Genomic DNA, 23,017 nt, shown 5'->3' on the forward strand with positions numbered 1-23,017 from the left:
TCGACAGCCAAGGCCGCCGCGCCGACTCACTCCCGTTGGGTCATCACTTCCTATTTAATAGCTCATTGCGCTTATCAGCCAACAAATTCAATATCAATCAATATTGAATTCATTGCATATAAAGCGCTATAAGCTACTTTTTCAATAGCAAATCATGCATGTTCGAAGTGAAACACCGCCGTCGTTGCGAGCAGATTGGGCAGGCTGCGCACCACCTGGCCGTTCTGCAGACCGAAGGAGTCGCGAATGCGCAAGCGGTTCTTGGTGGCCAGCACTTCAAAGTCCTTGTAGGTGCCCACACGGATATTCGGCGTGTCATACCACTGATAGGGCAGACGGCGCGTGACCGGCATACGCCCGCGCAGCACGGACAGACGGTTTTGCCAATGTGCGAAATTGGGGAAGGCGACCACGCCCTGCTTGCCGATGCGGGCCGTCTCCCGCAGCATCACCTCGGCATTGCGCAGATGCTGCAGCGTGTCGATCTGCAGCACCATATCAAAGCTGTTGTCGCCGAAGATGGCCAGGCCGTCCTCCAGATTGAGCTGCAGCACGTTCACGCCGCGGCGCGTACAGGCCAGCACATTGGCGTCGTCCAGCTCCACGCCATAGCCCGTGCAGCCGCGCTCGCGCACCAGGTGCTCCAGCAACGCGCCGTCGCCACAACCCAGGTCCAGCACGCGTGCGCCCTGCGGCACCAGCTCGGCAATGGCTCTCATGGTGGTCAACTCGGTCATGCGGCGCCTCCTGCGCGTTCGGTGGTCTTCAGTTCTTTGGCAATGCCCTCGAAATAGGAGCGCATCACGCTCATATAGCGCGGGTCGTCGAGCAAAAACGCATCATGACCATGGGGTGCGTCGATCTCGGCATAGCTGACGTCGCGGTTGTTCTCCAGCAGCGACTTGACGATCTCGCGGCTGCGCGCCGGCGCAAAGCGCCAGTCCGTCGTGAAGCTCACCAGCAGGAAGCGGGCCTTGGCCACGGCCAGTGCCCGGGTCAGATCGCCGTCATGGGAGCGCGCCGGATCGAAATAGTCCAGGGCGCGCGTGATGAGCAGATAGGTGTTGGCATCGAAGTAGCCGCTGAACTTCTCGCCCTGGTAGCGCAGATAGCTCTCGATCTGGAACTCCACATCCTGGGTGCTGTACAGGTAATCGCGCCGATCCGACGCTGGGCCGCCCCGAGTCGGATCAGTCCCCTCAGGGGGCAGCGAACCACGTGCAGCGGGGAGCGTGGGGGCCCTGAGACTGCGACCGAACTTCTGGTTCATCACGTCATCGCTCAGATACGTGATGTGGCCGACCATGCGCGCGATGCGCAGGCCGCGCGCGGGCACCACGCCATGCTCGTAGAAATGGCCGCCGTTGAAATCCGGGTCGGTGACGATGGCGCGGCGCGCCACCTCGTTGAAGGCAATGTTCTCGGCGTTCAGATTGGGCGCGCTGGCCACCACCACGGCATTGCGCATGCGCTCGGGATAGCGCAGCGACCAGGACAGGGCCTGCATGCCGCCCAGGCTGCCGCCCAGCAAGGCGGCCAGCGTCTGAATCCCCAGCCGGTCCAGCAGACGCGCCTGCGCATCCACCCAGTCTTCCACCGTCACCACGGGGAAATCCGCGCCATAAGGCTTGCCCGTGGCCGGGTTGGTGTGCATGGGGCCGGTAGAGCCGAAGCAGGAGCCCAGATTGTTGATGCCGATGACAAAGAATTTATCGGTATCGACAGGCTTGCCCGGGCCGATCATGTTGTCCCACCAGCCTTCGCTCTTGGGCTGGCCCTCATAGCTGCCGGCTACATGGTGAGAGGCATTGAGCGCATGACAGACCACGATGGCATTGCTCTTGTCGGCATTGAGCTGGCCATAGGTCTCGAAGGCAAGGTCGTAATCGGCGATGGAACCACCGCTTTGCAAGGGCAGGGGTTCATCAAAATGCATGAACTGAGGTGTCGCGATGAAGGACATATGAAAAAACCCGGCATCGCTAAAAACGAGGCCGGGTCGGTGTACTGTCACTTCGCGGACGGGTCTTTAGCTGGATTTATAAAGCGCCCGCAAGCTTTGGCAAATCGGCGCGTGAAAAGTGCAGTGTACTGCATTCGCTGCGCCTGCCCGAGGGCTGCGGATGTCACAACACCGCATCCACTATCGGGCAAGCGCAGAAAGCTACATTTCCTGTAGCGTCATACCTTGGTCAGGAGCGCGGCAATACCCAGTACCAGGAAGATCACCGCGCACACCCGGTGAATCGTCTTGATGGGCAGCTTCTTGGTGATCTTCTCGCCAAACCACACCACCGGCGCATTGGCCAGCATCATGCCCAGCGTGGTGCCAGCCACCACCCAGTAGTAGGCCAGCGGGTACTTGGCGGCCAGGCCCACCGTGGCCAGCTGGGTCTTGTCACCCATCTCGGCCAGGAAGAACAGCAGCAGCGTGGTGCCAAAAACACCCCAGCGCCCTGCACCACTGCCGGTATCGTCATCGTCGAGCTTGTCGGGAATCAGCATCCAGCCTGCCATGAGGATGAATGAAATCCCCAGGATCCAGCGCAGCACATCGGGGCCGAGCACCGTGGTGATCCAGTTGCCCACGGCGCCGGCCAGGGCATGGTTGACCAGGGTCGCCACAAAAATGCCCGCAACAATGGGCAGGGGCTTGCGGAACTTGGCCGCCAGCACCAATGAGAGGAGTTGGGTTTTATCCCCCATCTCGGCCAGGGCGACGATGGAGGTGGATATGAGGAAAGCTTCCATGATGGGGAAAGACGGCCGGAGTTGGCACAACGCATTGACCACGCACCGACTCCGGCCTATCTCTTCATAGGTTCTCTCGGTACGTAATCAATGGTCTCGACCGGTCGCACCACGCATTGCACGCTGTGCCGCATGCGCCATAGGCCACGAGGACCCAAGTCTGTTGACGCATGCATCCGGCAGCTGGCTGCCGAACGGCCTACTCCCCAAAGAAAGTAAGCCATCATTCTATCTGTTTAACCCTGTAAGACAACTGCTTATTTGAATATTCAAAATTTTGTATTTCAGGGTAACTCCCATCGAGACAATGTTGTTACCAACACGAAATTTGATCTTTTCGTAATACAACGGCTTCTCTTGTGACTCATAATGTATGAGTCTTCGTCTGGAAAGCAATTTCCGGATCGGAGCAAGTGCGTTAGCGTCTCTAATGTTGTCATCCAAGGCTGACTCCCTAGGGCTCCATCGCGTTTTCAAGTTTTTTCAGGAGTCCAGCATGGGCAACAAGCTTTACGTAGGCAATCTGCCTTACACTTTCCGCGACCAAGATCTGCAAGACAGCTTCAGCGAATTCGGCACTGTGAACAGCGCCAAGGTGATGATGGAGCGCGACACCGGCCGCTCCAAGGGCTTCGGCTTTGTGGAAATGGGCAGCGATGCCGAGGCACAAGCTGCTATCCAGGGCCTGCATGGCCAAAACCGTGGCGGCCGTGATCTGGTCGTGAACGAAGCACGTCCCATGGAACCCCGTCCTCCCCGCTCCGGCGGCTTTGGCGGTGGCTTCGGTGGTGGCCGTGAAGGCGGCGGCGGCTTCGGCGGTGGCCGTGGTGACGGCGGCGGCTTCGGCGGCGGCCGTGGCGATGGCGGCGGCTATGGCCGTCGCAATAGCTACTAATCAGTTATTGCCAATAACAAAAAAAGGATCTTCGGATCCTTTTTTTGTTGCTAAACGTTAGCAACGCGGTTTTCGAGCATTTATTTTTTTCCTTGTTCTCCGTCATAATTCCTTTCTCGGGAATTTCCCGTTCACAAGCGAATAGGTTTCCAGGATTTTTGGCATGTTTTCCCATGAATATGCGACGGCCATCCTGGATTCGATCGCGCCATTGAAGCATTGAGGAGCTAGGAGTTATTAATGGGCAATAAGCTGTATGTCGGCAACCTTCCCTATGGTGTGCGCGACAACGATCTGGAGCAGGCGTTCGGCCAGTTTGGAGCTGTCGCAAGTGCGCGCGTCATGATGGAAAGAGACACCGGCCGCTCCAAAGGCTTTGGTTTTGTGGAAATGGCCAGTGAAGCGGAAGCACAGGCTGCCATTCAAGGCATGAATGGCCAACCCCTGGGTGGCCGCAGCCTCGTCGTGAATGAAGCGCGCCCCATGGAACCCCGTCCTCCTCGCACCGGCGGTTATGGCGGTGGTTTCCGCAGTGAAGGTGGCTTTGGCGGCGGTAATCGCGATGGCGGTTATGGTGGCGGCCGTAATGAAGGCGGCGGCTATGGCCGCGGCGACGGTGGCGGCCGCGGTGAGGGCGGCTTCCGCAGCCCCTATGGCTCTGGTCCGCGTCACGGTGGTCGTGGCGGCTACGGTGGTGGCAATAACCACGGCGAATAAGCCTCGTTCACCTCTGTAAATAAAGGCACGTCATCGTGCCTTTATTTATTTGCCAGGGCATTCAAATGCATAGTCATTTTCTCAATGCCTCTGCCCTCTCCCATTCAATCCTTTTGGAGATGCCTGGGCTTTCTGGTTTTCCCCAGGGTCAATCTATCCCATAGATAAGCGGGCAATACCCGCATTACGCCGCCGACAACTCGCATCTGCCAAGGAATAATTGCATATCGGGCTTTGCGGTCGATGACGCGAACGGCACGCCTTGCGAATTCTTCAGGCGTCAGCAGAAAAGGCATGGAATACGGGTTATGCCGAGTCAACGGGGTGTCAACGTAGCCCGGCAATAAGCTGGTCACCGCGACGCCGGTTTTCTGCAATTCCACGCGCAGACTTTCGCAATAGGCAATAGCAGCCGCCTTACTCGCCGAATATGCGGCATGGCCCGGTAATCCGCGAATACCGGCCACACTGCAAATACCCACCAGACGACCGCTGCCGCGCTTCACCATGGGCTCAATAAATGGCTGAAAGCTTGCAGCCAGCCCCATGGCGTTGCTGGCCAGCACTTGCTGCATGACCTCGAGATCCTCGCGCAAGGAAGTGTCCACTCCCCAGCTGATGCCCGCGTTGGCGATCACGACATCGGGCAGGCCCTGGCGCTCCAGGCAGGCCTTCGCGGCACCGCAGATGCTGTCGATGTCCGTGACATCCGCGCCATAGACGACGTAGCGGGATGCGTCCATGTGCCTGGATTGCGCCCATTGCTCCATGACTGCGGTGCGCCTTGCCACCAGGGCGATCGACCAGCCCAGCTGGTAGTAGTGCCAGGCCAGGGCCTGGCCTATGCCGCTGGAAGCACCAGTGATGTAGACGAGTCCGGCTCCATGTCCTGACATGACTTATGGCTTCTGGCTGGGCTGGATGACGCCCTTGACCCGCCCCTGCATCTGCAGAATCTGATCAAGATGCCCGTACTGCATGCTGTCACCGGTAAATTTGTCGCTGCCACGGGTCATGACTACCGGCTTGTTGGTGCTGGCGCGCTCTTCGTTGGGCCAGAGCTGCAGAAACTCGCTCTCCAGCTTCATGCCCGGCAAGGCCTTCTGGGTCGCAGTGGCAGGCACGGGCTCGCGCGTGATGACGGCCTGCCCGAACATCTGGATTTCCGAGCCGTCGCCATTGCTCAGGGCGCGGTTGGAACTGCCAATAGTCTTGCGCCCGTCCGGTGTAAAGCTCAGCATGCGCGCATCCTGGATTTCCAGCGTATCGGTATCGGGGAAATGTTCACCCGTCGTGCCATTCAGACGGCTTTTGAGACGCCCCGAGGCCTCGAAGTTCTTGATGACAAAGTCCTTGAGGAAATAGTCCGGATCGTGCCGTACGGCTCTCTCCGTGCCACTGGAAAGCGGCTTGGGGGCATTGCGCACCAGCCACCAGGTTCCCAATGCCAGCAGGCCCATGATGAGCACGGGCAGGTACATCGAGGCCTTATCGCCGACACGGCGCCATTGCCCGCTCATGTGCCATACCCCGCAAGCAGCGCGGCATAAGCGCCATTGGCGGCCAGCAGCAGATCGCAGAACTGCCGCACCGCGCCCTCCCCGCCATGCCTGGCACTGACCCAGTCCGCCACATGCAGAGCCTCGTCATGCGCATTGGCCGGGGCGCAGGCAAAGTGGCTGCGACGCATGACGGGCAGGTCGGGCCAGTCGTCCCCCATGGCGCCCGCCTGCTCCCAGTGCAGCCCCAGTTCCGCCAGGATGGACTCGGCAGCAGGCACCTTGTCCTCGGTGCCAAAGCGCGCATGCTCAATGCCCAGCTGCTTCAGGCGCAAACGCAGCGGAGCGGAGTCTCGCCCTGTCACCACGGCCGGCGTGATGCCGGCCTTTTGCAGCATTTTCAGGCCATGGCCATCCAGCGTGTGGAAGCGCTTGAGGACTTCACCCTCGCCCGAGAAGTAAAGACCGCCATCGGTCAGAACGCCGTCCACATCGAAGAAGACCACGCGAATTCCCTGGGCCTTGAGCAACAACTGTGGATCCCATTGCTGGCTGGGTGTCAGAGCAGGTCGGTTCATCAGATCACCTTGGCGCGCATCAGGTCGCGGATATGCACCACACCCTGCAGGTGCTGGCTGTCATCGGTCACCAGCACAGCGGTAATGCCATGCTCTTCCATCATGCGGGCCGCGGCCACCGCCAGCAAGTCAGGCTTGATCGTCAGAGGCCTGGGGTGCATGACATCGCTGGCCACACGGCTGCGCAGATCCACGCCGGCTTCCACGCAGCGGCGCAAGTCTCCGTCGGTGAAAATGCCCACCAGCTCACCGCCGGCGTTGACCACGGCGGAGCAGCCCAGGCCCTTGGCGCTCATCTCGCGCATCAGCTCCACACTGCTCACATCCTGGACCACCTGGGGCACATCGGCACCACGGCGCATCACGTCGCGCACATGGGTCAGCAGGCGCCGCCCCAGCGCTCCTCCGGGATGCGAGCGCGCAAAATCCTCGGCGCCAAAGCCACGGGCGTCGAGCAAGGCCACTGCCAGCGCATCTCCCATGGCCAGCTGGGCGGTCGTACTCGCAGTGGGCGCCAGATTCAGAGGACAGGCTTCCTTGTCGACGCGTGTATCCAGCACCCAGTCTGCATGCTTGGCCAGTGTCGAGCTCAGCCCGCCGGTCACGGCCACCAGCGGCACGCCCATGCGCTTGATGGCGGGCAACACGCCGGTCAGCTCGTCGGTCTCACCGCTATTGGACAAGGCCAGCACCAGATCATCCTGCGTCAGCATGCCCAGGTCGCCGTGACTGGCCTCAGCAGGATGCACGAAAAAGGCGGGAGTCCCGGTGGACGCCAGAGTCGCGGCCACCTTGCGGCCCACATGCCCGCTTTTGCCCATGCCCATGACCACCACCCGGCCCGGCAGCTGCAAAATGCGCTGCACCACGGCCGTGAACGCGCCATTGAGGCGTTCGGACATGGAACGCAGGGCGGCGGCCTCGATATCCAGGGCCGCGCGGGCCAGGTTCAAGGCTCGCGGTGCGTCGATCAGACGCGAATTGGCAGCATCAGAATTCATGCCCGGATTTTAGCCAGCCCCTGCCTGCCGGGCAGCGGGCAACATCCCTTTTGCCCGCATTTCAGGCCTGAGCCCATACACTGGCGAGCATTCAAAGAACTCTGGCCAGCCATGCAAACCTCCACCAGCGTCAACGACTATCTGCGCGACCATATCCGCACCGTGCCGGACTGGCCTGCACCGGGCGTGCAGTTCCGCGACATCACGCCCCTGCTGCAGGACCCCAAGGTCTTTCGCGTCATGACCGACGCCTTTGTGCACCGTTACATGGATCCCAAGCTTCGTCCCGATGTGGTCGCAGGCCTGGATGCCCGCGGATTCATTCTGGGTGCCGTGATCGCACACGAGCTCAATATCGGCTTTGTACCCATCCGCAAAAAAGGCAAGCTGCCCTTCACCACGGTCGAAGAAACCTATGAGCTCGAATACGGTAGCGCCACCGTGGAACTGCATACGGATGCCGTCAAATCGGGAGACCGTGTGCTGCTGATTGACGATCTGATCGCCACCGGCGGCACCATGATGGCCGGCAAGAAGCTGCTGGAAAAGCTGGGGGCGACGGTGGTGGAAGGCGCGGCGATCGTGGACCTGCCGGAACTGGGCGGCTCCAAGCATCTCAAGGACAGCGGCCTGCCGCTGTTCACCCTGGTGGACTTCGCCGGACACTGACCGAGCGGTTGACCGCCCTGATCAGCGCAGCTCCCCATACTGCGTCGCCCCCAGAGAGCCCAGGCCGGAGACGGCAAATTCACCACCTTCCTCGTGGCCTGAGCCAGGACCCAGCAAGGGTGCCTGGCGGGAGTGGCGCGAGCCTGCCGCAGAGGAGGCAGCGGCCATGGCCACTGCCTGCTTGAAAGCATCCATCTCCTGCGCGTCGATGGGCTCGAAGGAGCGGCCCGGTTGTACCGCAGCGGCAAGCGGCGCCTGGCGCGGCGCGGTCATTGCTGGAGCAAAGCCGTCAAACTGCGTCTGCGCAAAGTCCGGGGTGGCGGCAGCCTGCAGCTGCCCATTCACGCGCCAGTACACGGCGTGAACCCCGGCATCCATGCGGGTTCTGGCGAGCTCTGCAATCAAGGCCTCGATACGTCTTTGCTGAGAGGCATCGGCCGCATACGCGGGTGCCAGATCCACCATCACGACAAAGCGCTGGCCGACGTTGTCCAGCGAGAGCACCTTGAACTTGTAGCCGGCAGAGAGAATGCCGACCCTGACCATGGCTTCGCGCACGATGACGTACAGCTGCTCGCGTCTGGCCGAGCGCTCCCGGCGCTGCGACTGACGCGCCCCCGGATCATCCTCGTGGCGCGATGCTGGCGTGCCATCGTCTTGGCGAGGCGCGCGAGAAAACCATCGAAACAGGGACATGAGCACACTCGATCAGGCTGTATTTACAATAGGACACATTCTGCCTCCTGGTCTGAAGCAGCTCGTGACATTGGCTGAAATATTAGCCTTTGTCCGACGTGGATCAAGCGCCCAGCCCGTGCCAGATACAAAAAAATCTTCGCTCAGGTGCTCGCCACCCGGCGGCGACTGTCTCCTGCACGGCGCGCCAGTACCTGACCTGCCATGGTCAGCAGCGCCAGGGCCAGCGCAGGCTGGCGATTTGCAATTTCCGAATAACGCAGCGCAGTCAGACACCATAGACGGCTGGGCGCTGCGGCCTGGACCGTGGCCTTGCGTGGCCTATGGGCGAAGAAGGCGCCCTCCCCCACAATCGCCCCCGGCCCCACCAAGGCCAGGCGGATTCTTTCCTTCGAATCCTGGTAATGCACGCTCAGCGAGCCGTACTCCACCATGTACAGATTGCGGTCCAGTGCCCCTTCGGCAAACAACACTTCGCTGGCCGCCAGGTTGATCGGCTGCAGATACGGCGCCAACAACTCCCATTGCGCGGCACTGAGCATGTTTTGGGCGGTATCGGTGGCAACCGAGGTTGTCATTGCCTGGACCAGCGCCGACAAATCCTGAGGTGTGGAAGCGAACATAAGCAGTGAGTAGTACGCGAACGCCGCATGCCATCCGGGTGGACAACTCCGGATTCACATCCCGGCCGCTCAGGGCAAAAGAAATTCATAGCGCGCCATGGTTCACCATCAACGCAGGCTGAATGCTAAGCGACTCCGACAGTCCCGCCAATCACTTGCGCCGCTGAGTTACTTTTGCACACTCCAGATGTCTGCATTCCGATCTGCTCCAACAAAAAAGGATCGACTAGTCGATCCTTTTTTGATAGCTAATATGCCTCTAGCCATATAGGTTAGCGACCTATTTCAATCAAATCAGCCGTTGGCGCGCTTTTCCAGGATTTCGAAGGCGGGCAGCTTCTTGCCTTCCAGCACTTCCAGGAAGGCACCGCCGCCGGTGGATATGTAGCCCACGTCCTTTTCGATGCCGTACTTGGCAATGGCGGCCAGGGTGTCGCCACCGCCGGCAATGCTGAAGGCAGGGGACTCGGCAATCGCCTGGGCGATGACCTTGGTGCCATTGGCAAACTGATCGAACTCGAACACGCCCACGGGGCCGTTCCAGACAATGGTGCCGGCCTTTTTGAGCTGCTCGGCCAGCAGGGCTGCGGTTTCCGGACCGATGTCCAGAATCATGTCGTCGTCCGCCACTTCGGAGGCTTTCTTGACGGTGGCCACGGCGTCGGCAGCAAAGGTCTTGGCAGTCACCACGTCAGTGGGCACGGGCACATTGGCGCCACGGGCAGCCATGGCGTCGATCACGGCCTTGGCATCGGCCACCAGATCGGGCTCGGCCAGCGACTTGCCGATCTTCAGGCCGGCAGCCAGCATGAAGGTGTTGGCAATGCCGCCGCCCACGATGAGCTGGTCCACCTTGTCGGCCAGGCTCTTGAGAATGGTCAGCTTGGTGGACACCTTGGAGCCGGCGACGATGGCGGCCAGGGGGCGTGCAGGCGCGGCCAGGGCCTTGTTCAGCGCGTCGATCTCGGCCGACAGCAGCGGGCCGGCGCAGGCGATGGGGGCGTATTCGGCGATGCCGTAGGTCGTGCCTTCGGCGCGGTGCGCGGTGCCGAAGGCATCGTTCACAAAGATGTCGCAGAGCTTGGCCAGCTTCTGGGCCAGCTCGGGCTTGTTCTTCTTCTCGCCCACGTTGACACGGCAGTTCTCCAGCAGCACGACCTGGCCGGGGGCAATCTGCACGCCGTCCACCCAGTCGGCCACCAGGGGCACATCGCGGCCCAGCAGCTCGGACAGACGCTTGGCCACGGGAGCCAGCGAATCCTGGGGTTTGAATTCACCTTCGGTGGGGCGGCCCAGGTGGCTGGTGACCATCACCGCAGCGCCAGCCTTCAGCGCCATCTCGATGGCCGGAACGGAAGCGCGCACACGCGTGTCTTCGGTGATTTCACCAGCGTCGTTCAGGGGCACGTTCAGGTCGGCACGGATGAAAACACGTTGACCCTGGGCCTTGCCCTGAGCGCACAGATCGGAGAAGCGGATGATGTTCATGCAGCAAAAAAGCGACTCCGAAAGTCGCCCATACAAAGGTTGGAAAACAAAAAATCTGTCTGCATTTTAGGTCGTTCACCCTTTGCAGCCATCGTTTTAAACTGCTTACTCGACTCAAAAACAGGAGCATCTTGCGTACGCTGTAACTGGATTTCAGGCCTTTTCAGCGGCAGATCATATGAAAACAGGAGCACGCAGCTCCTGTCTTATCTGGCCCTGGGGCTACCAGCCCATGCCGATATGCAGCGGCAGGTAGATCGCCATGCCCAGTGCGATGGTTCCAAGAATGCTGCGCTTGTAAAAAAAATACACCACAGAAGCGGCCAGCGCAGGCAGTCGTGCATCGGCCAAGCTGCCTATCAGCTGACCATTGCTCATCACGATCTCGGGCGCAATCACTGCAGCCAAGGCCGCCAGCGGCGCGTATTTGAGCCCGCGCTTGAGCCAGTTGGGCAGCGGCAGCTCACGCTCGGGAATCATGAAGAAGGCACGCGTGATCAGCGTGATGAGGGCCAGGCCGATACAGGCGACGATGACCCAGAAACTGCTCATCATGACCGCTGCTCCTCATCCCTGGCCGCCGGCAGCTGGCTGGCCTGCTTTTGCAGCTGCTCGGCCATCAGGCCTGCAGCCACGGCGGCGGCGATCGCCACCAGGATGTTGAGCTTGAGCGGCAGTGCAAAAGCCGCCACGGCAGCCGTGCAGGCCACGATGGACGCCACCCAGGTCGCGCGATCCTTGAGCATGGACAGCAGCACGCCCAGCAGTGCCAGCACGCCGGCAAAGCCCAGACCCCAGGACAGGGGAATCTGGTCGGCCAGAAAAATGCCCAGCGTGGACGGGATCTGCCAGGCCAGCCAGTTGGTCAGTGCTGCGCCCCAGAAATAGGGCAGTTGCTCGGGCTGCGGCCTGGCCTCGGGATAGCGGCGCATGAAGTTCACGAAAATCACATCGCCGCTGAAATAGGCGACCGCCAGGCGGTGACGCAGACTCAGATGGGCGAAATAGCTGCGCCACATGCTGGACAGGATCACGAAACGCAGGTTCACGCAGATGGCGGTGAACCAGACCACCCACAGCGGAGCTCCCACGGCCATCAGCGGCAGCACGGCCAGCTGGGCGCTGCCCGCATAGACGCTCAGGCCCATGAACAGCGCCAGGGGCACGGAAAGACCGCTCTTGACCATGGCCACGCCGGTCACCAGTCCCCAGGCGGCGATGCCCAGGGCCGTGCCCCCCATCTCTCTGGAGCCGACCCAGAAAAACGGATCCCTGACTATCGATTTCGCACGCTGACCCAGCGTGATCGCCATATCCGTCATACCTCGCCAGCGCCCTCTCCCAGCAGCGCCCCAGCCGGGAGCTCGAAACCGCGCAGAAAATCGCCGGCGGCCAGGCGCTTGCCACCCGCGCGCTGCAACAGCGTCATATTGAGCACGCCGCTGCCACAGGCCACACGCACCCCCTGAGCATCGGCCGACAGCACCATGCCGGGCGCACCGGAGCCTTCCTCGGCCCTGGCCTCCCAGACCTTGATGGCTTCGCCGCCCAGGCTGGTGGCGCCACCAGGGAAAGGGTTGAAAGCACGCAGGCGGCGCGCAATGACATCGGCGCTTTCGCTCCAGTCGATCAGGCTCTCCGCCTTCTCGATCTTGTGGGCATAGGTCACGCCAGCGGCAGGCTGGGGCGTGCGCGGCAGGCCGCCGCAGGCCGCCAGTTCCAGTGCTTCCACGATCAGGCGGCCACCCAGCGTGGCGAGCTTGTCGTGCAGGCTGGCCGTGGTGTCGTGCGCAGCAATCGGCAGACGCTCGATCACGCACATATCGCCGGTATCCAGACCGGCATCCATCTGCATGATGGTGACACCGGTCTCCGCGTCGCCGGCCTCGATGGCGCGATGAATCGGCGCTGCACCGCGCCAGCGCGGCAGCAGGCTGGCATGAATGTTCAGGCAACCCAGGCGCGGCGTGTCGAGCACCCATTGCGGCAGGATCAGGCCATAGGCAGCCACCACCATCACATCGGCCTGAGCGGCCTCGACCGCGGCCTTGGCGGCAGCGGCGTCTTCAGGATACTTGCCGTCCAGACGCAGGCTCAGCGGCTGGGCCACGGCAATGCCCTGTTCGAGCGCGCACTGCTTGACCGCAGAGGCTTGCAGCTTCATGCCGCGCCCGGCGGGACGATCAGGCTGGGTCAGCACCAGCGGAACTTCAAAACCTGCGGCCAGCAGACTCTCCAGGGCCACGCGCGCAAATTCGGGCGTACCCGCAAAAATGACTTTCATGGAACTCACAAATTAAAAAGGCAGCCGTCGGCTGCCAGGTCTTCAACGGTGCGGCTCTCTGAGGTACATGCTCTCATCGGTGAACATGACCTTCTGCACCACACCTTGCGGGTCTATATGCACATGGGCACGCCGACCAAAGGTATTGTCCAGAAAACGGTAGGTCCAGATGTCACCTTTGAAGCTGTAGACCCCCTCGACCATGGCGGGCGGGCCGAACATGCGATAGACATCGTCGCGGGTATCCACGCCATTGCGCAGCGCAAAAAAGTGCGCCGTATCCAGCACCTGCTCCACGCGCACCAGCTTGCGCTGGGTATCGAAATCCATGTGGTAGACCTGCTGACCGGCCGGCTGCTGGCTGTAGACCAGGCGCTGGCCGCCCTCGGGCAAGGCCACGACCAGAGTGGGCTTGCCCATGCCTTTTTCCACCTCGGCTTGCGGCATGCCGGGCTTTTGCCACTGGGGCACCATGCAGCCCGCCAGCCCCACTGCCAGCAGACTTGCAGTCAACAGTGTTTGCAGGCGAGGCAGGGACATGGAAGCTCCGATCAGGCCCGCAGGGCCTGCTTCTGGGCCTTGACCAGCTTGGTCTTGATGCGGTTGCGTTTCAGCGGCGAGAGGTATTCGACAAACACCTTGCCCAGCAGGTGATCCATCTCGTGCTGGATGCAGATGGCCAGCATGCCTTCTGCGTCGATCTCGCGGCTGTTGCCATTCTCGTCGAGGGCCTTGACCTTGACGGCAATGGAGCGCTCCACCCCGTCGTAGATGCCGGGCACGGACAGGCAGCCTTCTTCACCCAGCTGCGTTTCGTCGCTGGCCCAGAGGATCTCGGGATTGATCAGCGCCATGGGCTCGTTGCGCTCCTCGGACACGTCGATCACGATGACCCGCTCATGCACATCGATCTGCGTCGCGGCCAGGCCGATGCCCTGGGCGTCGTACATGGTCTCGAGCATGTCTTTCACCAGGGTCTGGATGCGCTCATCCACCTGCGCCACGGGCTTGGCAACCTTGTGAAGACGGGGATCGGGATAGCAGAGGATGGGAAGAATGGCCATGGTGTGTCGGTAAATCTGTCGTTATTGTCCCAACATTTGACGCCAAACGCTTGTCACGCCCTCAATAAACATTGATCTATCGAGGCCTTGCATCGAGAATTTCGACACATTTGTAAGACTTGTAGGCTGGCTATGCCAAGATCGGCCACAGTGCGGCGACGCGAGGGACGCTGCAGCAATCGAATCCCGCCAGAAGGAATTTCATGACCGCATTTGCCACTGCACGCGCCCTGAGCATCGGTGCCACATTGCTTGCAGCCCTGACTTCGGTCCACGCCCAGAGCTATCCTGTGACCGCCACCCAGCGCTCCACCGCACAGCAAGTCGCTCAGCAAGGCATCCCCGAACACGAACTGGCGCCCAACGCTCCCGCGCAATACACCGTCAAGCGCGGCGACACTCTGTGGGGCATTTCGGGCCTGTATCTGCGCCAGCCCTGGCGCTGGCCCGACCTCTGGGGTATGAACCTCTCCAGCATCGCCAACCCGCATCTGATCTACCCCGGCCAGGTGCTGTATCTGGTGCGCAGCAACGGCTATGCCCGTCTGTCGACCACGGCCCCCAACGGCGATCCCGAAGTGGTGCGCGTGTCACCGCAGACACGTGAATCCTCACTGAACGATCTGGCCCTGCCCACGCTGCCGCCGCACCTGATCGAGCCCTTCCTGACCGAGCCACTGGTCGTGGACAGCCAGGCACTGGCACAGGCGCCGCGCATCATCGCCACCCAGGACAAGCGCGTGCTCATGGCCAATGGCGATCGCGCCTATGTGCGCAACTCCGGTGGTGCGCTGATCACCACCGGCAAGGGACAGCCCCCGAGCTACCGCATCTTCCGCGATGCCACGCCTCTCAAGGACCCCGTCACCGGGGAAATCCTGGGCTACGAAGCCAAGTACCTGGGCAGTGCCACCGTCGCGCGTGGCGAGACCTTGCTGGCATCCGAGCCAGGCCAGCCCGCACAGACGGCGCCCGGCACGGTGGACATCATCCGCTCCAAGAACGAAATCCGCGCCGGCGACCGTCTGCTGCCCTCGCCCGAGCAGCAATACCTGAGCTATGTGCCCCATGCACCGCGCCAGGCGGTGGACGCCGCCGTGGTCTCCATCTACGGCGACTCGGTAGGCTATAACGCGGCCCAGAATCAGGTCATTGCCATCAACAAGGGGGCCCGGGACGGCATGGACATCGGCGCGGTGCTGGAACTCGTCAGCAAGGGCAATGTCATCGTGGACAAGACCAGCCCCAGTCGTGACCGCGTGAAGCTGCCCGACGAAGCCAATGGCTATGCCATGGTCTTCAAGGTGTTTGACCGGGTTTCCTACGCGCTCATCACCACGGCCCAACGCGGAGTGAATGTGGGCGACGGCCTGCAGTCGCCTCTGCCCTGACATGGAGCCAAAGCATGGTGCCCACCGCCTCCCAAGATGCGCACCATGCCTGGCCCGATGCCGAGACCCTGGCCTGGCTGCGCCTGCTCTTGACGCCCGGCCTGGGGCGCACCACGGCACGCCGGCTGCTGACCAGGGCCGGCAGTGCCGAGGCGGTCTGGCGGCTGCCGCCGTCCATCTGGGCGGAATGTGCCAGCCAGGCCCAGATCAAGGCCGGATCCGAACCTCCCGCCGACTGGGAACAGCATTGCAGCGCACTGGCCAGCTGGCTGGCCTCCCCCGCGCCGGGGCTGCTGCACACCGTGATCCATCTGGGCCACCCCCAATATCCTGACTGCCTGCTGCAGACCGAAGATCCGCCCCTGCTGCTGTTTGTCCAGGGATCGGCGACCTTGCTGGTATCTGCCCGGCCCTGGTTTCCCTATCCTTGCACCCTGGCCATGGTGGGCAGCCGCAATCCCTCGGCCCAGGGCCTCATCAATGCACGCAGCATGGCGCAGGCACTGGCCGAACAAGGCCTGTGCATTGTCTCGGGTCTGGCACGCGGCATCGATGCAGCCGCCCATGAGGGAGCGCTTCAAGCCCGTTCAGGCACACACCCCTGCACGATTGCCGTGGTCGGCACCGGGCTGGATCAGGTCTATCCGCGCGCTCACGCCAGACTGGCGCAGCAAATTGCGCTACACGGCTTGGTCATCAGCGAATACCCGCTGGGCAGCGGTCCCCTTCCCCAACATTTTCCGCAGCGCAACCGCATCATTTCGGGCCTGTCGCAAGGCACGCTGGTGGTGGAGGCCGCCCTGCAGTCGGGCTCGCTGATCACGGCCCGACTGGCCAGCGAACAGGGGCGTGAAGTCTTTGCCATTCCAGGCTCCATCCACGCACCGCAGTCCAAGGGCTGCCATGCGCTGATACGCCAGGGAGCCAAGCTGGTGGAAACTGCCGACAACGTGCTCGAAGAGCTTCAGGGGCTGGAACCCGCTCCAATCCAAGCTGAACAGGCGCAGGAAGCCACCGGAAATAAGACATCCATATCCGAGCACCCGCTGCTGCAGGCGCTGGGCCATGATCCCATGACGCTGGAGTCCTTGAGCGATCGCACGGGCTGGGATGCCGCCCATCTTCAGGCGCAGCTGATGGAGCTGGAGTTCGACGGCCTGGTCGCGCGCCTGCCGGGCGGCCTGTACCAGCGACTCACACAAGGCTGAAACGCCCCGGAACTCGCGCCCCTACGCAAAGAGACACCGGGAGGATACCTCGCGCCTGTGGGTCAGGCCAGCCTTTCCGGATTCGCCTGAATCTTCTGCAGCGCATCGCGTGTGGCGCGCACCGTCAGTGCCTCGGCGTCATGCACGGCCAGCAGGCTGGCCTGCAGATAGGTGGCCATGCGCTGCGCCTGCAGCAGATAGCAATGGCCATCCAGCGAGGCGAACAGGTGCAAATGCCGGCGACGGCTGTGCCAGACATATTGCACCTGTACGCGGCTGCCGTTGTGGTCCAGCGTGAACCAGCGGCCGCTTTCCAGCGATCGGGCCCACTCCAGCATCGCCGGCTCCACCGGGCTGTCCGTGTTGGGAATGACGTTCAGGTCGCCCGCATCCACGCCCAGCATCAGCTCTATGCTCTCGCTGGACAGCGGCATATCGTCGAGCTTGCCATCCTCGCTGATGTATTTTTCCAGCTCCGACAGACGCTTGGCCATGGCCTCGATACGCTCGGCCGGAATGGCCGCAGTCTTGGACATGAAGGCCTGCGCCAGCGTATCGGTCAATACCTTGATCGCGGTCGACTGCGCATCGCCCGTCACGCTCACCAGCTCCAGCCCTTCGCGCAAGGTCTGCAGCAAGGTCGGCAGGCCCTGGATGACGCGCGCACGCTCCTGACGCGACGGCTTGGCACTGGCCGACCAGACCAGCTCGCTGGCCGCCTGCTTGAAGCGCATGGCCCGCGCATCCTTGGCGCCATAGCGCACGGTGGCCATGGCCAGCACATCGGCCCAGGACTTGAAGAGAAAGTCGCGCACCTCTTCGCGCACCGGCATATCGGTGAGCATATTGCGCAGCTCGATGGTGTACTGGATGGCCAGCGTTTCCTTCTGCTCCACCTGCTGGGCCACGCTGGTGATCTTGGCCGTGGACCGGTTCTGGGCAAAGTGCTTGGTGAGAAAGGCCTCGAACTCGCGCAGCACCAGGGCGAAGACCTTCTGCCCGGTTTCAGGGTACTGCTCTATCACCTGTACCACGCGGCGAATCTCTGTCTCCAGCGCATTGCCATTGATGCTGCTGGCATCGAAGCCCATGACGCAGGAGCCCATGCGGTCGATCAACTTGCGCGCCGGGTGATTCAGGTCGCTGAAGAACTGTGGCTCGGCCAGGGCCACGCGCAACACCGGCACCTGCAGGCGCGCGAACCAGACACGAATGGACGGCGGCAGCCGGTCTTCCGAAAGAATGCTCTGGAACATCAGCGCCACCACCTCGATGGTCGCCTTCTCCCCCGTTGTCTGGGCCTTTTGCTTCCAGTCGGCCGAGCGCTCGCGCACCTGATTGACCAACTGGTCGATCGCTGCCGGGCTGTAGTCCATGGCAGGCATGGCCATGGCCGAACCGGTCGCAGCCGGATACTGTGCCCGGAGCTCGGCCACCATCAGCTGTTGCTGCTCCTGCAGCGCCTGCGCCAGGGCGGCAGAGGCCGGAGGCATGGGAACCAGCGGGGCACCGGGCATCAGGCCAGGAATGCCGACCGCCGGCTGGCTCAGCACCTGGCGCAGCTGATTCATGGCATCCAGCGCGCGATGGCGCGCCCGCGCCAGCATGCCGAGACCGGCGCTGGCGCCCGGCGGCAGGGCAATGCCCGGTTCGGTGCCGATGCCTGCCGCCATGCCTGCGGACATGAACTGCTGCATGGCGGAGCTGCTCCAGCCGGGCTCGGCAGCATGGCCAAAGCCGCTGGCGCCGCCCAGAGGCATGGCGCCGGTAGGCGGGCCGCCCTCCGTGCGCTTCACCCGCAGCGGGGCATCCTGGGCCTTGCTGACGCCTTTGGCATCCAGCAGCTTGTGCAAAATGCCGTATTCGGACTCCATCAACGGCGCCAGCGCATTCTGCAAAGGCTCCATGGCCCGCAGCAAATGCTTGCGCTCCATGCCGCAGCTCAGCCATTGCTCGACCAGATGCAGACAGATGGTCTCGGCCCGGAACATGTCCCGGGAGGGCAGCTCATGCCCCTCCAGCGCCTGCATGCGCAGGCGCATGGCCTCGAAACCGGGCTGCAGCGTCTCCCCCATGGCCAGGGCCATGCGGGAGGCCAGAATCTTGTTTTCGACGACATCGTCGCTGAGCAGCTCGAAGTTCAGCGGTGCCGATCCCGAAGCGCTGCTCTCCCCAGCTTGGGAAGGCGGCTTGCGCGCAGCCTGCTGCAGCGCCTGCGAACAAGCCTGTACCCAGGCGTCCTTGTGCTGCTGAAAGCCGACCCAGGCTTCGCGCCACTCCTGCATCTCCCTGGCCGTGGAGACAACGCCGGTCTGGTTGGCAAGAAATTCATCCAGCTGCTGGGCGACCTTGGGCAGGCCCTGGCAAATGCCATGGACCCAACGCAAACGCGCCTGCCAGCCCAGCTGTTGCTGGGCCGCAGGCGCGGTGGAGGAAGACGGCGATGGAGCCATTCCGTAAGTGTAAGTCGGCGGGAGCGGTTATGCGCCCGCCGCAATGCTCAAAGCGTCAGACCACGGCTCCCGCGTTGGGATCGTTGGGGTCTTGCGAGCCGGGCTTGGTCGGAGCCTTGACCAGATCCTCGCGCTTGACGCCCAGCCACATGGCAATGGCAGCCGCCACGAACACCGAGGAATAGATACCGAACAAGATGCCGATCGTCAGTGCCAGCGCAAAGTAGTGCAGGCTGGGGCCGCCGAAGAAGAACATGGACAGCACCATGGCTTCGGTCGAGGCGTGGGTGATGATGGTTCGGCTCATGGTCGACGTGATGGCGTGGTCGATCACCTCGTGCGTGCTGAGCTTGCGGAACTTGCGGAAGGCTTCGCGGATACGGTCGAAGATCACCACGGACTCATTGACCGAGTAACCCAGCACGGCCAGCACGCCTGCCAGCACGGAGAGCGAGAACTCCCACTGGAAGAAGGCGAAGAAGCCCAGGATGATGATCACATCGTGCAAGTTGGCAATGATGGCCGCCACACCGAACTTCCACTCGAAGCGGAAGGCCAGATAGATGATGATGCCCAGCACCACCATGCCCAGCGCCATCAGGCCGTTGTGCATCAGCTCGTCGCCCACCTGGGGGCCGACAAACTCGGTACGGCGCAGCGTGACCTCGGCATCCTCGGCCTTCAGCGCAGTGATCACCTGCTCGCTTTGCTGGGCAGTCGTCACGCCTTTTTGCACGGGCAGACGGATCATCACATCCTTGGATGTGCCGAAATTCTGCACGATCACATCGGCATAACCGAGCTTGGAAACGGTTTCACGCACCTTGCCGATATCGGCCGGCTGGGTGTAGGCCACTTCCATGACCGTACCGCCCGTGAACTCCACCGACAGATGCAGGCCGCGCGAGAACAGGAAGAAGACGGCCAGCGCAAAGGTGATGAAGGAGATCGCGTTGAAGACCAACGCGTATCTCATGAACGGAATGTCTTTTTTGATGCGGAAGAACTCCATGATCTTCCTCCTTAGTTGTTGCTGCCGCGACCGGCCACGGAACGAAGACCCTCACCCTCAGGCTTCCAGACCTGACCGATGGAGACGCTCTTGAGCTTCTTCTTGCCGCCATACCAGAGGTTGACCAGGCCGCGAGAGAAGAACACGGCCGAGAACATGCTGGTCAGAATGCCGATGCAGTGCACCACGGCAAAACCGCGCACCACGCCCGAACCGAAGGCCAGCAGGGCCAGGCCGGCGATCAGCGTGGTCACGTTGGAGTCCAGAATCGTGTGCCAGGCATTCTCGTAGCCGGCATGGATGGCCGCCTGGGGCGAGGCACCGGCACGCAGCTCTTCGCGGATGCGTTCGTTGATCAGCACGTTGGAGTCGATGGCAACGCCCAGCGCCAGCGCCATGGCAGCAATGCCGGGCAGGGTCAGCGTGGCTTGCAGCATGGACAAGATGGCCAACAGCAGCAGCACGTTCACCGACAGGGCAATCGTGGAGAACACGCCGAACAGCATGTAGTACATGCACATGAAGGCCGCAATCGCCACCATGCCCCAGACCACGGAGTGGATACCGCGGTTGATGTTGTCAGCACCCAGGCTCGGGCCGATGGTGTATTCCTCGATGATCTCCATGGGTGCGGCCAGCGAACCGGCGCGCAGCAGCAGCGAGGTGTCGTTGGCTTCCGCCGTGGTCATGCGTCCGGAGATCTGCACGCGGCCGCCGCCGATCTCGCCACGGATCACGGGAGCCGTCACCACCTCGCCCTTGCCCTTTTCGAACAGGATGATGGCCATGCGCTTGCCCACGTTCTCGCGCGTCACGTCCTTGAAGATACGCGCGCCCTTGGCGTCCAGTGTCAGGTTGACGGTGGGCTCCTGGGTCTGGCTGTCAAAGCCGGGCTGGGCGTCCGTCAGATTCTCGCCGGTCAGAGTCACCTGCTTTTGCACGATGATGCTCTGGCCGTTGCGGTCCAGATACTTCTCGGAGCCGAAGGGCACGGGGCCGGAACCCATCTCGGCAGCACGCGCTTCGGCGGACTCGTCCACCATGCGCACTTCCAGCGTGGCGGTACGGCCCAGAATGTCCTTGGCCTTGGCTGTGTCCTGCACGCCGGGCAGCTGCACCACGATGCGGTCCAGGCCCTGCTGCTGGATCACGGGCTCGGCCACGCCCAGCTCGTTGATACGGTTGTGCAGCGTGACGATGTTCTGCTTGAGCGCCTGCTCCTGCACCTTGCGCAGGGCCTCGGGCTTGATCGAGGCCACCAGCCTGAAGCCGGTGCCATCAGGCGAGGAAGTGGCCGCCAGATCGGGAAACTGGTCCGCGATCAGGTTGCGCGCCGCCGTCAGCGTGGCTTCGTCGCGCACGCGGATGGTGACGTTGTTGCCGTCGCGGCTGACACCGCCGTGGCGGATGTTCTTGTCGCGCATGGTGGAGCGCAGATCGCCTGCATAGCTCTCGGCCTTCTTGGTCAGGGCCGCTGCCATGTCCACCTGCAGCATGAAGTGCACGCCGCCGCGCAGGTCCAGACCCAGATACATGGGCTTGGCACCGATGGCCGTCAGCCAGTCGGGCGAGCGCGACACCAGGTTCAGCGCCACGATGTAGGCGGGATCGGAGGGGTCGGCAACCAGAGCCTTCTGGATGACGTCCTTGGCCTTGAGCTGCTCGTCGGGCGTATCGAAGCGGGCGCGCACCGAAGTGCCCTCCAGCGACAGCGAAGTGGCTTTGACGCTGGCCGCGCTCAAGGCAGATTCCACCTTTTGCAGCACTGCGTTGTCCACCTTCACGGTGGACTTGGCCGAAGACACCTGCACCGCAGGCGCTTCACCAAAGAAATTGGGCAGGGTGTAGAGCACCCCCACCAGCAGCGCGATCACGATGATCGCGTACTTCCAGACCGGGTATCGGTTCATGATCGCGCTCTTTTTTTTACAGCAACGCACAACGGGTACGCACACTCTGTTCGAGCGCCGTACCCCTCAAAATCCACAGCAGACAGGCTTACTTGGCCGTGCCCTTGGGCAGCACTTGCACCACAGCCGAGCGCTGGATCTGGACTTCCACGCCGGAAGCCACTTCGATGTAGATGAATTGCTCGGCCATGCGGGTCACGGTGCCGATGATGCCGCCGGCGGTAGCCACTTCGTCACCCTTGGCCAGCGCGTCGATCATGGAACGGTGTTCCTTCTGGCGCTTCATCTGGGGACGAATCATCACGAAGTACAGCACCACGAACATCAGCACCAGAGGCAGCATGCCGGTGAGCGAACCCATGAAGCCGCCTTCAGCAGCGGCGGCAGGAGCGGTCTGGGCGAAAGCAGAAGAAATGAACACGAAAAAGACTCCGAAAGAGTGAATTTGTCAGGAACAGGTCCCGGCAGATGCACGGTTGCGCGTCTAGCCAGGTCAGCGGGACATTGTATTCGGCTGGCTTGCGCCCGAGATTTGCATGGGCAGCCGCGCAGCACAGGCATTCCCTGATGCGATGGGGACCTCCCTTCCCACATCAACAAAGCCAACAAAAAGCATAGCTATAAGCGTATTACCTGCATTGTTTTCTGAATGTTTTATATTTGAATATCAATCAAAACAAGCGCTAGCAGCTATCAATTTTTGATAAACCACCGTCAGGACCACGCCTCTGGCCATGAATACAAAGGCCGGGTCGCCCCGGCCTTGTTCTGATGCGCT

The 23,017-nt window shown here is 62.1% G+C and carries 25 protein-coding genes; 6 read left to right on the forward strand and 19 right to left on the reverse strand.

Features of this window, described 5'->3' with window-relative positions:
- Nucleotides 1-152 precede the first annotated feature (152 nt).
- The 3 genes from metW to FSY59_RS09320 all read right to left on the reverse strand — a co-directional run bounded on the left by metW (nt 153) and on the right by FSY59_RS09320 (nt 2,751).
- Nucleotides 153-737 (reverse strand): methionine biosynthesis protein MetW, encoded by a 585-nt coding sequence (gene metW / locus FSY59_RS09310; protein WP_003060201.1) that lies wholly within the window; start codon nt 735-737, stop codon nt 153-155.
- Nucleotides 734-1,963 carry a homoserine O-acetyltransferase gene (locus FSY59_RS09315; RefSeq protein ID WP_148728858.1) on the reverse strand — a complete coding sequence of 410 codons (1,230 nt, stop codon included), beginning with the start codon at nt 1,961-1,963 and terminating at the stop codon, nt 734-736. Before FSY59_RS09315 ends, metW begins: the two co-directional genes overlap by 4 nt.
- Nucleotides 1,964-2,181: 218 nt before the next feature.
- Nucleotides 2,182-2,751, reverse strand: coding sequence for a TMEM165/GDT1 family protein (locus FSY59_RS09320; RefSeq protein ID WP_003060195.1), 570 nt, complete (start codon nt 2,749-2,751; stop codon nt 2,182-2,184).
- Between the two features lie 496 nt (nt 2,752-3,247).
- On the opposite strand from FSY59_RS09320, the gene FSY59_RS09325 reads away from it, so the two are divergent.
- Together FSY59_RS09325 and FSY59_RS09330 are read left to right on the forward strand one after the other, a co-directional pair.
- On the forward strand, nt 3,248-3,646 hold the full coding sequence (locus FSY59_RS09325; protein ID WP_003060193.1) for an RNA-binding protein: 399 nt from the start codon (nt 3,248-3,250) through the stop codon (nt 3,644-3,646).
- A gap of 240 nt (nt 3,647-3,886) precedes the next feature.
- A complete protein-coding gene (locus FSY59_RS09330) occupies nt 3,887-4,363 on the forward strand; it encodes an RNA-binding protein (RefSeq protein WP_003060192.1) in 477 nt (158 codons plus the stop codon).
- A 104-nt stretch (nt 4,364-4,467) separates the two neighbouring features.
- Here FSY59_RS09330 and FSY59_RS09335 read toward each other — a convergent pair whose 3' ends face one another.
- From FSY59_RS09335 to FSY59_RS09350, 4 genes are read right to left on the reverse strand one after another with little or no spacing between them, the layout of a single operon-like run.
- On the reverse strand, nt 4,468-5,259 hold the full coding sequence (locus tag FSY59_RS09335) for an SDR family oxidoreductase (RefSeq protein WP_050873180.1): 792 nt from the start codon (nt 5,257-5,259) through the stop codon (nt 4,468-4,470).
- Between the two features lie 3 nt (nt 5,260-5,262).
- On the reverse strand, nt 5,263-5,883 hold the full coding sequence (gene lptC, locus FSY59_RS09340) for an LPS export ABC transporter periplasmic protein LptC (RefSeq protein ID WP_003060187.1): 621 nt from the start codon (nt 5,881-5,883) through the stop codon (nt 5,263-5,265).
- Complete coding sequence (locus tag FSY59_RS09345; protein WP_003060185.1) at nt 5,880-6,440, reverse strand: HAD family hydrolase; 561 nt, start codon at nt 6,438-6,440, stop codon at nt 5,880-5,882. The genes lptC and FSY59_RS09345 overlap by 4 nt, the downstream gene beginning before the upstream one ends.
- On the reverse strand, nt 6,440-7,441 hold the full coding sequence (locus tag FSY59_RS09350; protein WP_003060182.1) for an SIS domain-containing protein: 1,002 nt from the start codon (nt 7,439-7,441) through the stop codon (nt 6,440-6,442). Before FSY59_RS09350 ends, FSY59_RS09345 begins: the two co-directional genes overlap by 1 nt.
- Before the next feature lie 111 nt (nt 7,442-7,552).
- Here FSY59_RS09350 and FSY59_RS09355 point away from each other — a divergent pair, with 111 nt between their 5' ends.
- A complete protein-coding gene (locus tag FSY59_RS09355) occupies nt 7,553-8,110 on the forward strand; it encodes an adenine phosphoribosyltransferase (RefSeq protein WP_003060181.1) in 558 nt (185 codons plus the stop codon).
- A gap of 21 nt (nt 8,111-8,131) precedes the next feature.
- On the opposite strand, the gene FSY59_RS09360 is transcribed toward FSY59_RS09355, so the two are convergent.
- The 8 genes from FSY59_RS09360 to def all read right to left on the reverse strand — a co-directional run bounded on the left by FSY59_RS09360 (nt 8,132) and on the right by def (nt 14,265).
- Entirely contained in the window at nt 8,132-8,806 is a 675-nt protein-coding gene (locus FSY59_RS09360; RefSeq protein WP_003060179.1) for a hypothetical protein, read from the reverse strand.
- Between the two features lie 143 nt (nt 8,807-8,949).
- Nucleotides 8,950-9,429, reverse strand: coding sequence for a Crp/Fnr family transcriptional regulator (locus FSY59_RS09365; RefSeq protein WP_003060177.1), 480 nt, complete (start codon nt 9,427-9,429; stop codon nt 8,950-8,952).
- Nucleotides 9,430-9,723: 294 nt separating this feature from the next.
- The gene (locus FSY59_RS09370) at nt 9,724-10,917 is read right to left on the reverse strand and encodes a phosphoglycerate kinase (protein WP_003060174.1); all 1,194 of its coding nucleotides are present in this window, start codon (nt 10,915-10,917) and stop codon (nt 9,724-9,726) included.
- Between the two features lie 222 nt (nt 10,918-11,139).
- Nucleotides 11,140-11,472: an AzlD domain-containing protein gene (locus FSY59_RS09375; protein WP_003060173.1), complete on the reverse strand. Its 333-nt coding sequence runs from the start codon at nt 11,470-11,472 to the stop codon at nt 11,140-11,142.
- Nucleotides 11,469-12,239 (reverse strand): AzlC family ABC transporter permease, encoded by a 771-nt coding sequence (locus tag FSY59_RS09380; RefSeq protein WP_019042407.1) that lies wholly within the window; start codon nt 12,237-12,239, stop codon nt 11,469-11,471. The genes FSY59_RS09375 and FSY59_RS09380 overlap by 4 nt, the downstream gene beginning before the upstream one ends.
- Complete coding sequence (gene fmt / locus FSY59_RS09385) at nt 12,236-13,201, reverse strand: methionyl-tRNA formyltransferase (RefSeq protein WP_148728859.1); 966 nt, start codon at nt 13,199-13,201, stop codon at nt 12,236-12,238. Before fmt ends, FSY59_RS09380 begins: the two co-directional genes overlap by 4 nt.
- 42 nt (nt 13,202-13,243) lie before the next feature.
- Complete coding sequence (locus FSY59_RS09390; protein WP_050873177.1) at nt 13,244-13,741, reverse strand: hypothetical protein; 498 nt, start codon at nt 13,739-13,741, stop codon at nt 13,244-13,246.
- Nucleotides 13,742-13,752: 11 nt separating this feature from the next.
- On the reverse strand, nt 13,753-14,265 hold the full coding sequence (gene def / locus FSY59_RS09395; RefSeq protein WP_003060164.1) for a peptide deformylase: 513 nt from the start codon (nt 14,263-14,265) through the stop codon (nt 13,753-13,755).
- 203 nt (nt 14,266-14,468) lie between these two features.
- Here def and FSY59_RS09400 point away from each other — a divergent pair, with 203 nt between their 5' ends.
- Together FSY59_RS09400 and dprA are read left to right on the forward strand one after the other, a co-directional pair.
- Nucleotides 14,469-15,656: a LysM peptidoglycan-binding domain-containing protein gene (locus tag FSY59_RS09400; protein WP_148728860.1), complete on the forward strand. Its 1,188-nt coding sequence runs from the start codon at nt 14,469-14,471 to the stop codon at nt 15,654-15,656.
- A gap of 14 nt (nt 15,657-15,670) precedes the next feature.
- Complete coding sequence (gene dprA, locus FSY59_RS09405; RefSeq protein ID WP_148728861.1) at nt 15,671-16,864, forward strand: DNA-processing protein DprA; 1,194 nt, start codon at nt 15,671-15,673, stop codon at nt 16,862-16,864.
- A gap of 62 nt (nt 16,865-16,926) precedes the next feature.
- On the opposite strand, the gene FSY59_RS09410 is transcribed toward dprA, so the two are convergent.
- The 4 genes from FSY59_RS09410 to yajC all read right to left on the reverse strand — a co-directional run bounded on the left by FSY59_RS09410 (nt 16,927) and on the right by yajC (nt 22,660).
- Nucleotides 16,927-19,317 carry a DUF1631 domain-containing protein gene (locus FSY59_RS09410; protein WP_148728862.1) on the reverse strand — a complete coding sequence of 797 codons (2,391 nt, stop codon included), beginning with the start codon at nt 19,315-19,317 and terminating at the stop codon, nt 16,927-16,929.
- Nucleotides 19,318-19,372: 55 nt separating this feature from the next.
- The gene (gene secF / locus FSY59_RS09415) at nt 19,373-20,329 is read right to left on the reverse strand and encodes a protein translocase subunit SecF (RefSeq protein WP_003060159.1); all 957 of its coding nucleotides are present in this window, start codon (nt 20,327-20,329) and stop codon (nt 19,373-19,375) included.
- Between the two features lie 11 nt (nt 20,330-20,340).
- Complete coding sequence (gene secD / locus FSY59_RS09420) at nt 20,341-22,239, reverse strand: protein translocase subunit SecD (RefSeq protein WP_148728863.1); 1,899 nt, start codon at nt 22,237-22,239, stop codon at nt 20,341-20,343.
- An 88-nt stretch (nt 22,240-22,327) separates the two neighbouring features.
- Nucleotides 22,328-22,660: a preprotein translocase subunit YajC gene (gene yajC, locus FSY59_RS09425; RefSeq protein ID WP_003066810.1), complete on the reverse strand. Its 333-nt coding sequence runs from the start codon at nt 22,658-22,660 to the stop codon at nt 22,328-22,330.
- Nucleotides 22,661-22,775: 115 nt separating this feature from the next.
- Between yajC and FSY59_RS27525 the strand changes: the two genes are divergently transcribed.
- Entirely contained in the window at nt 22,776-22,943 is a 168-nt protein-coding gene (locus tag FSY59_RS27525; protein ID WP_155496344.1) for a hypothetical protein, read from the forward strand.
- Nucleotides 22,944-23,017 lie beyond the last annotated feature (74 nt).

It is taken from the genome of Comamonas sp. Z3, assembly GCF_008121565.1.
In the GTDB taxonomy this organism is placed as follows: Bacteria; Pseudomonadota; Gammaproteobacteria; order Burkholderiales; family Burkholderiaceae_C; genus Comamonas; species Comamonas brasiliensis.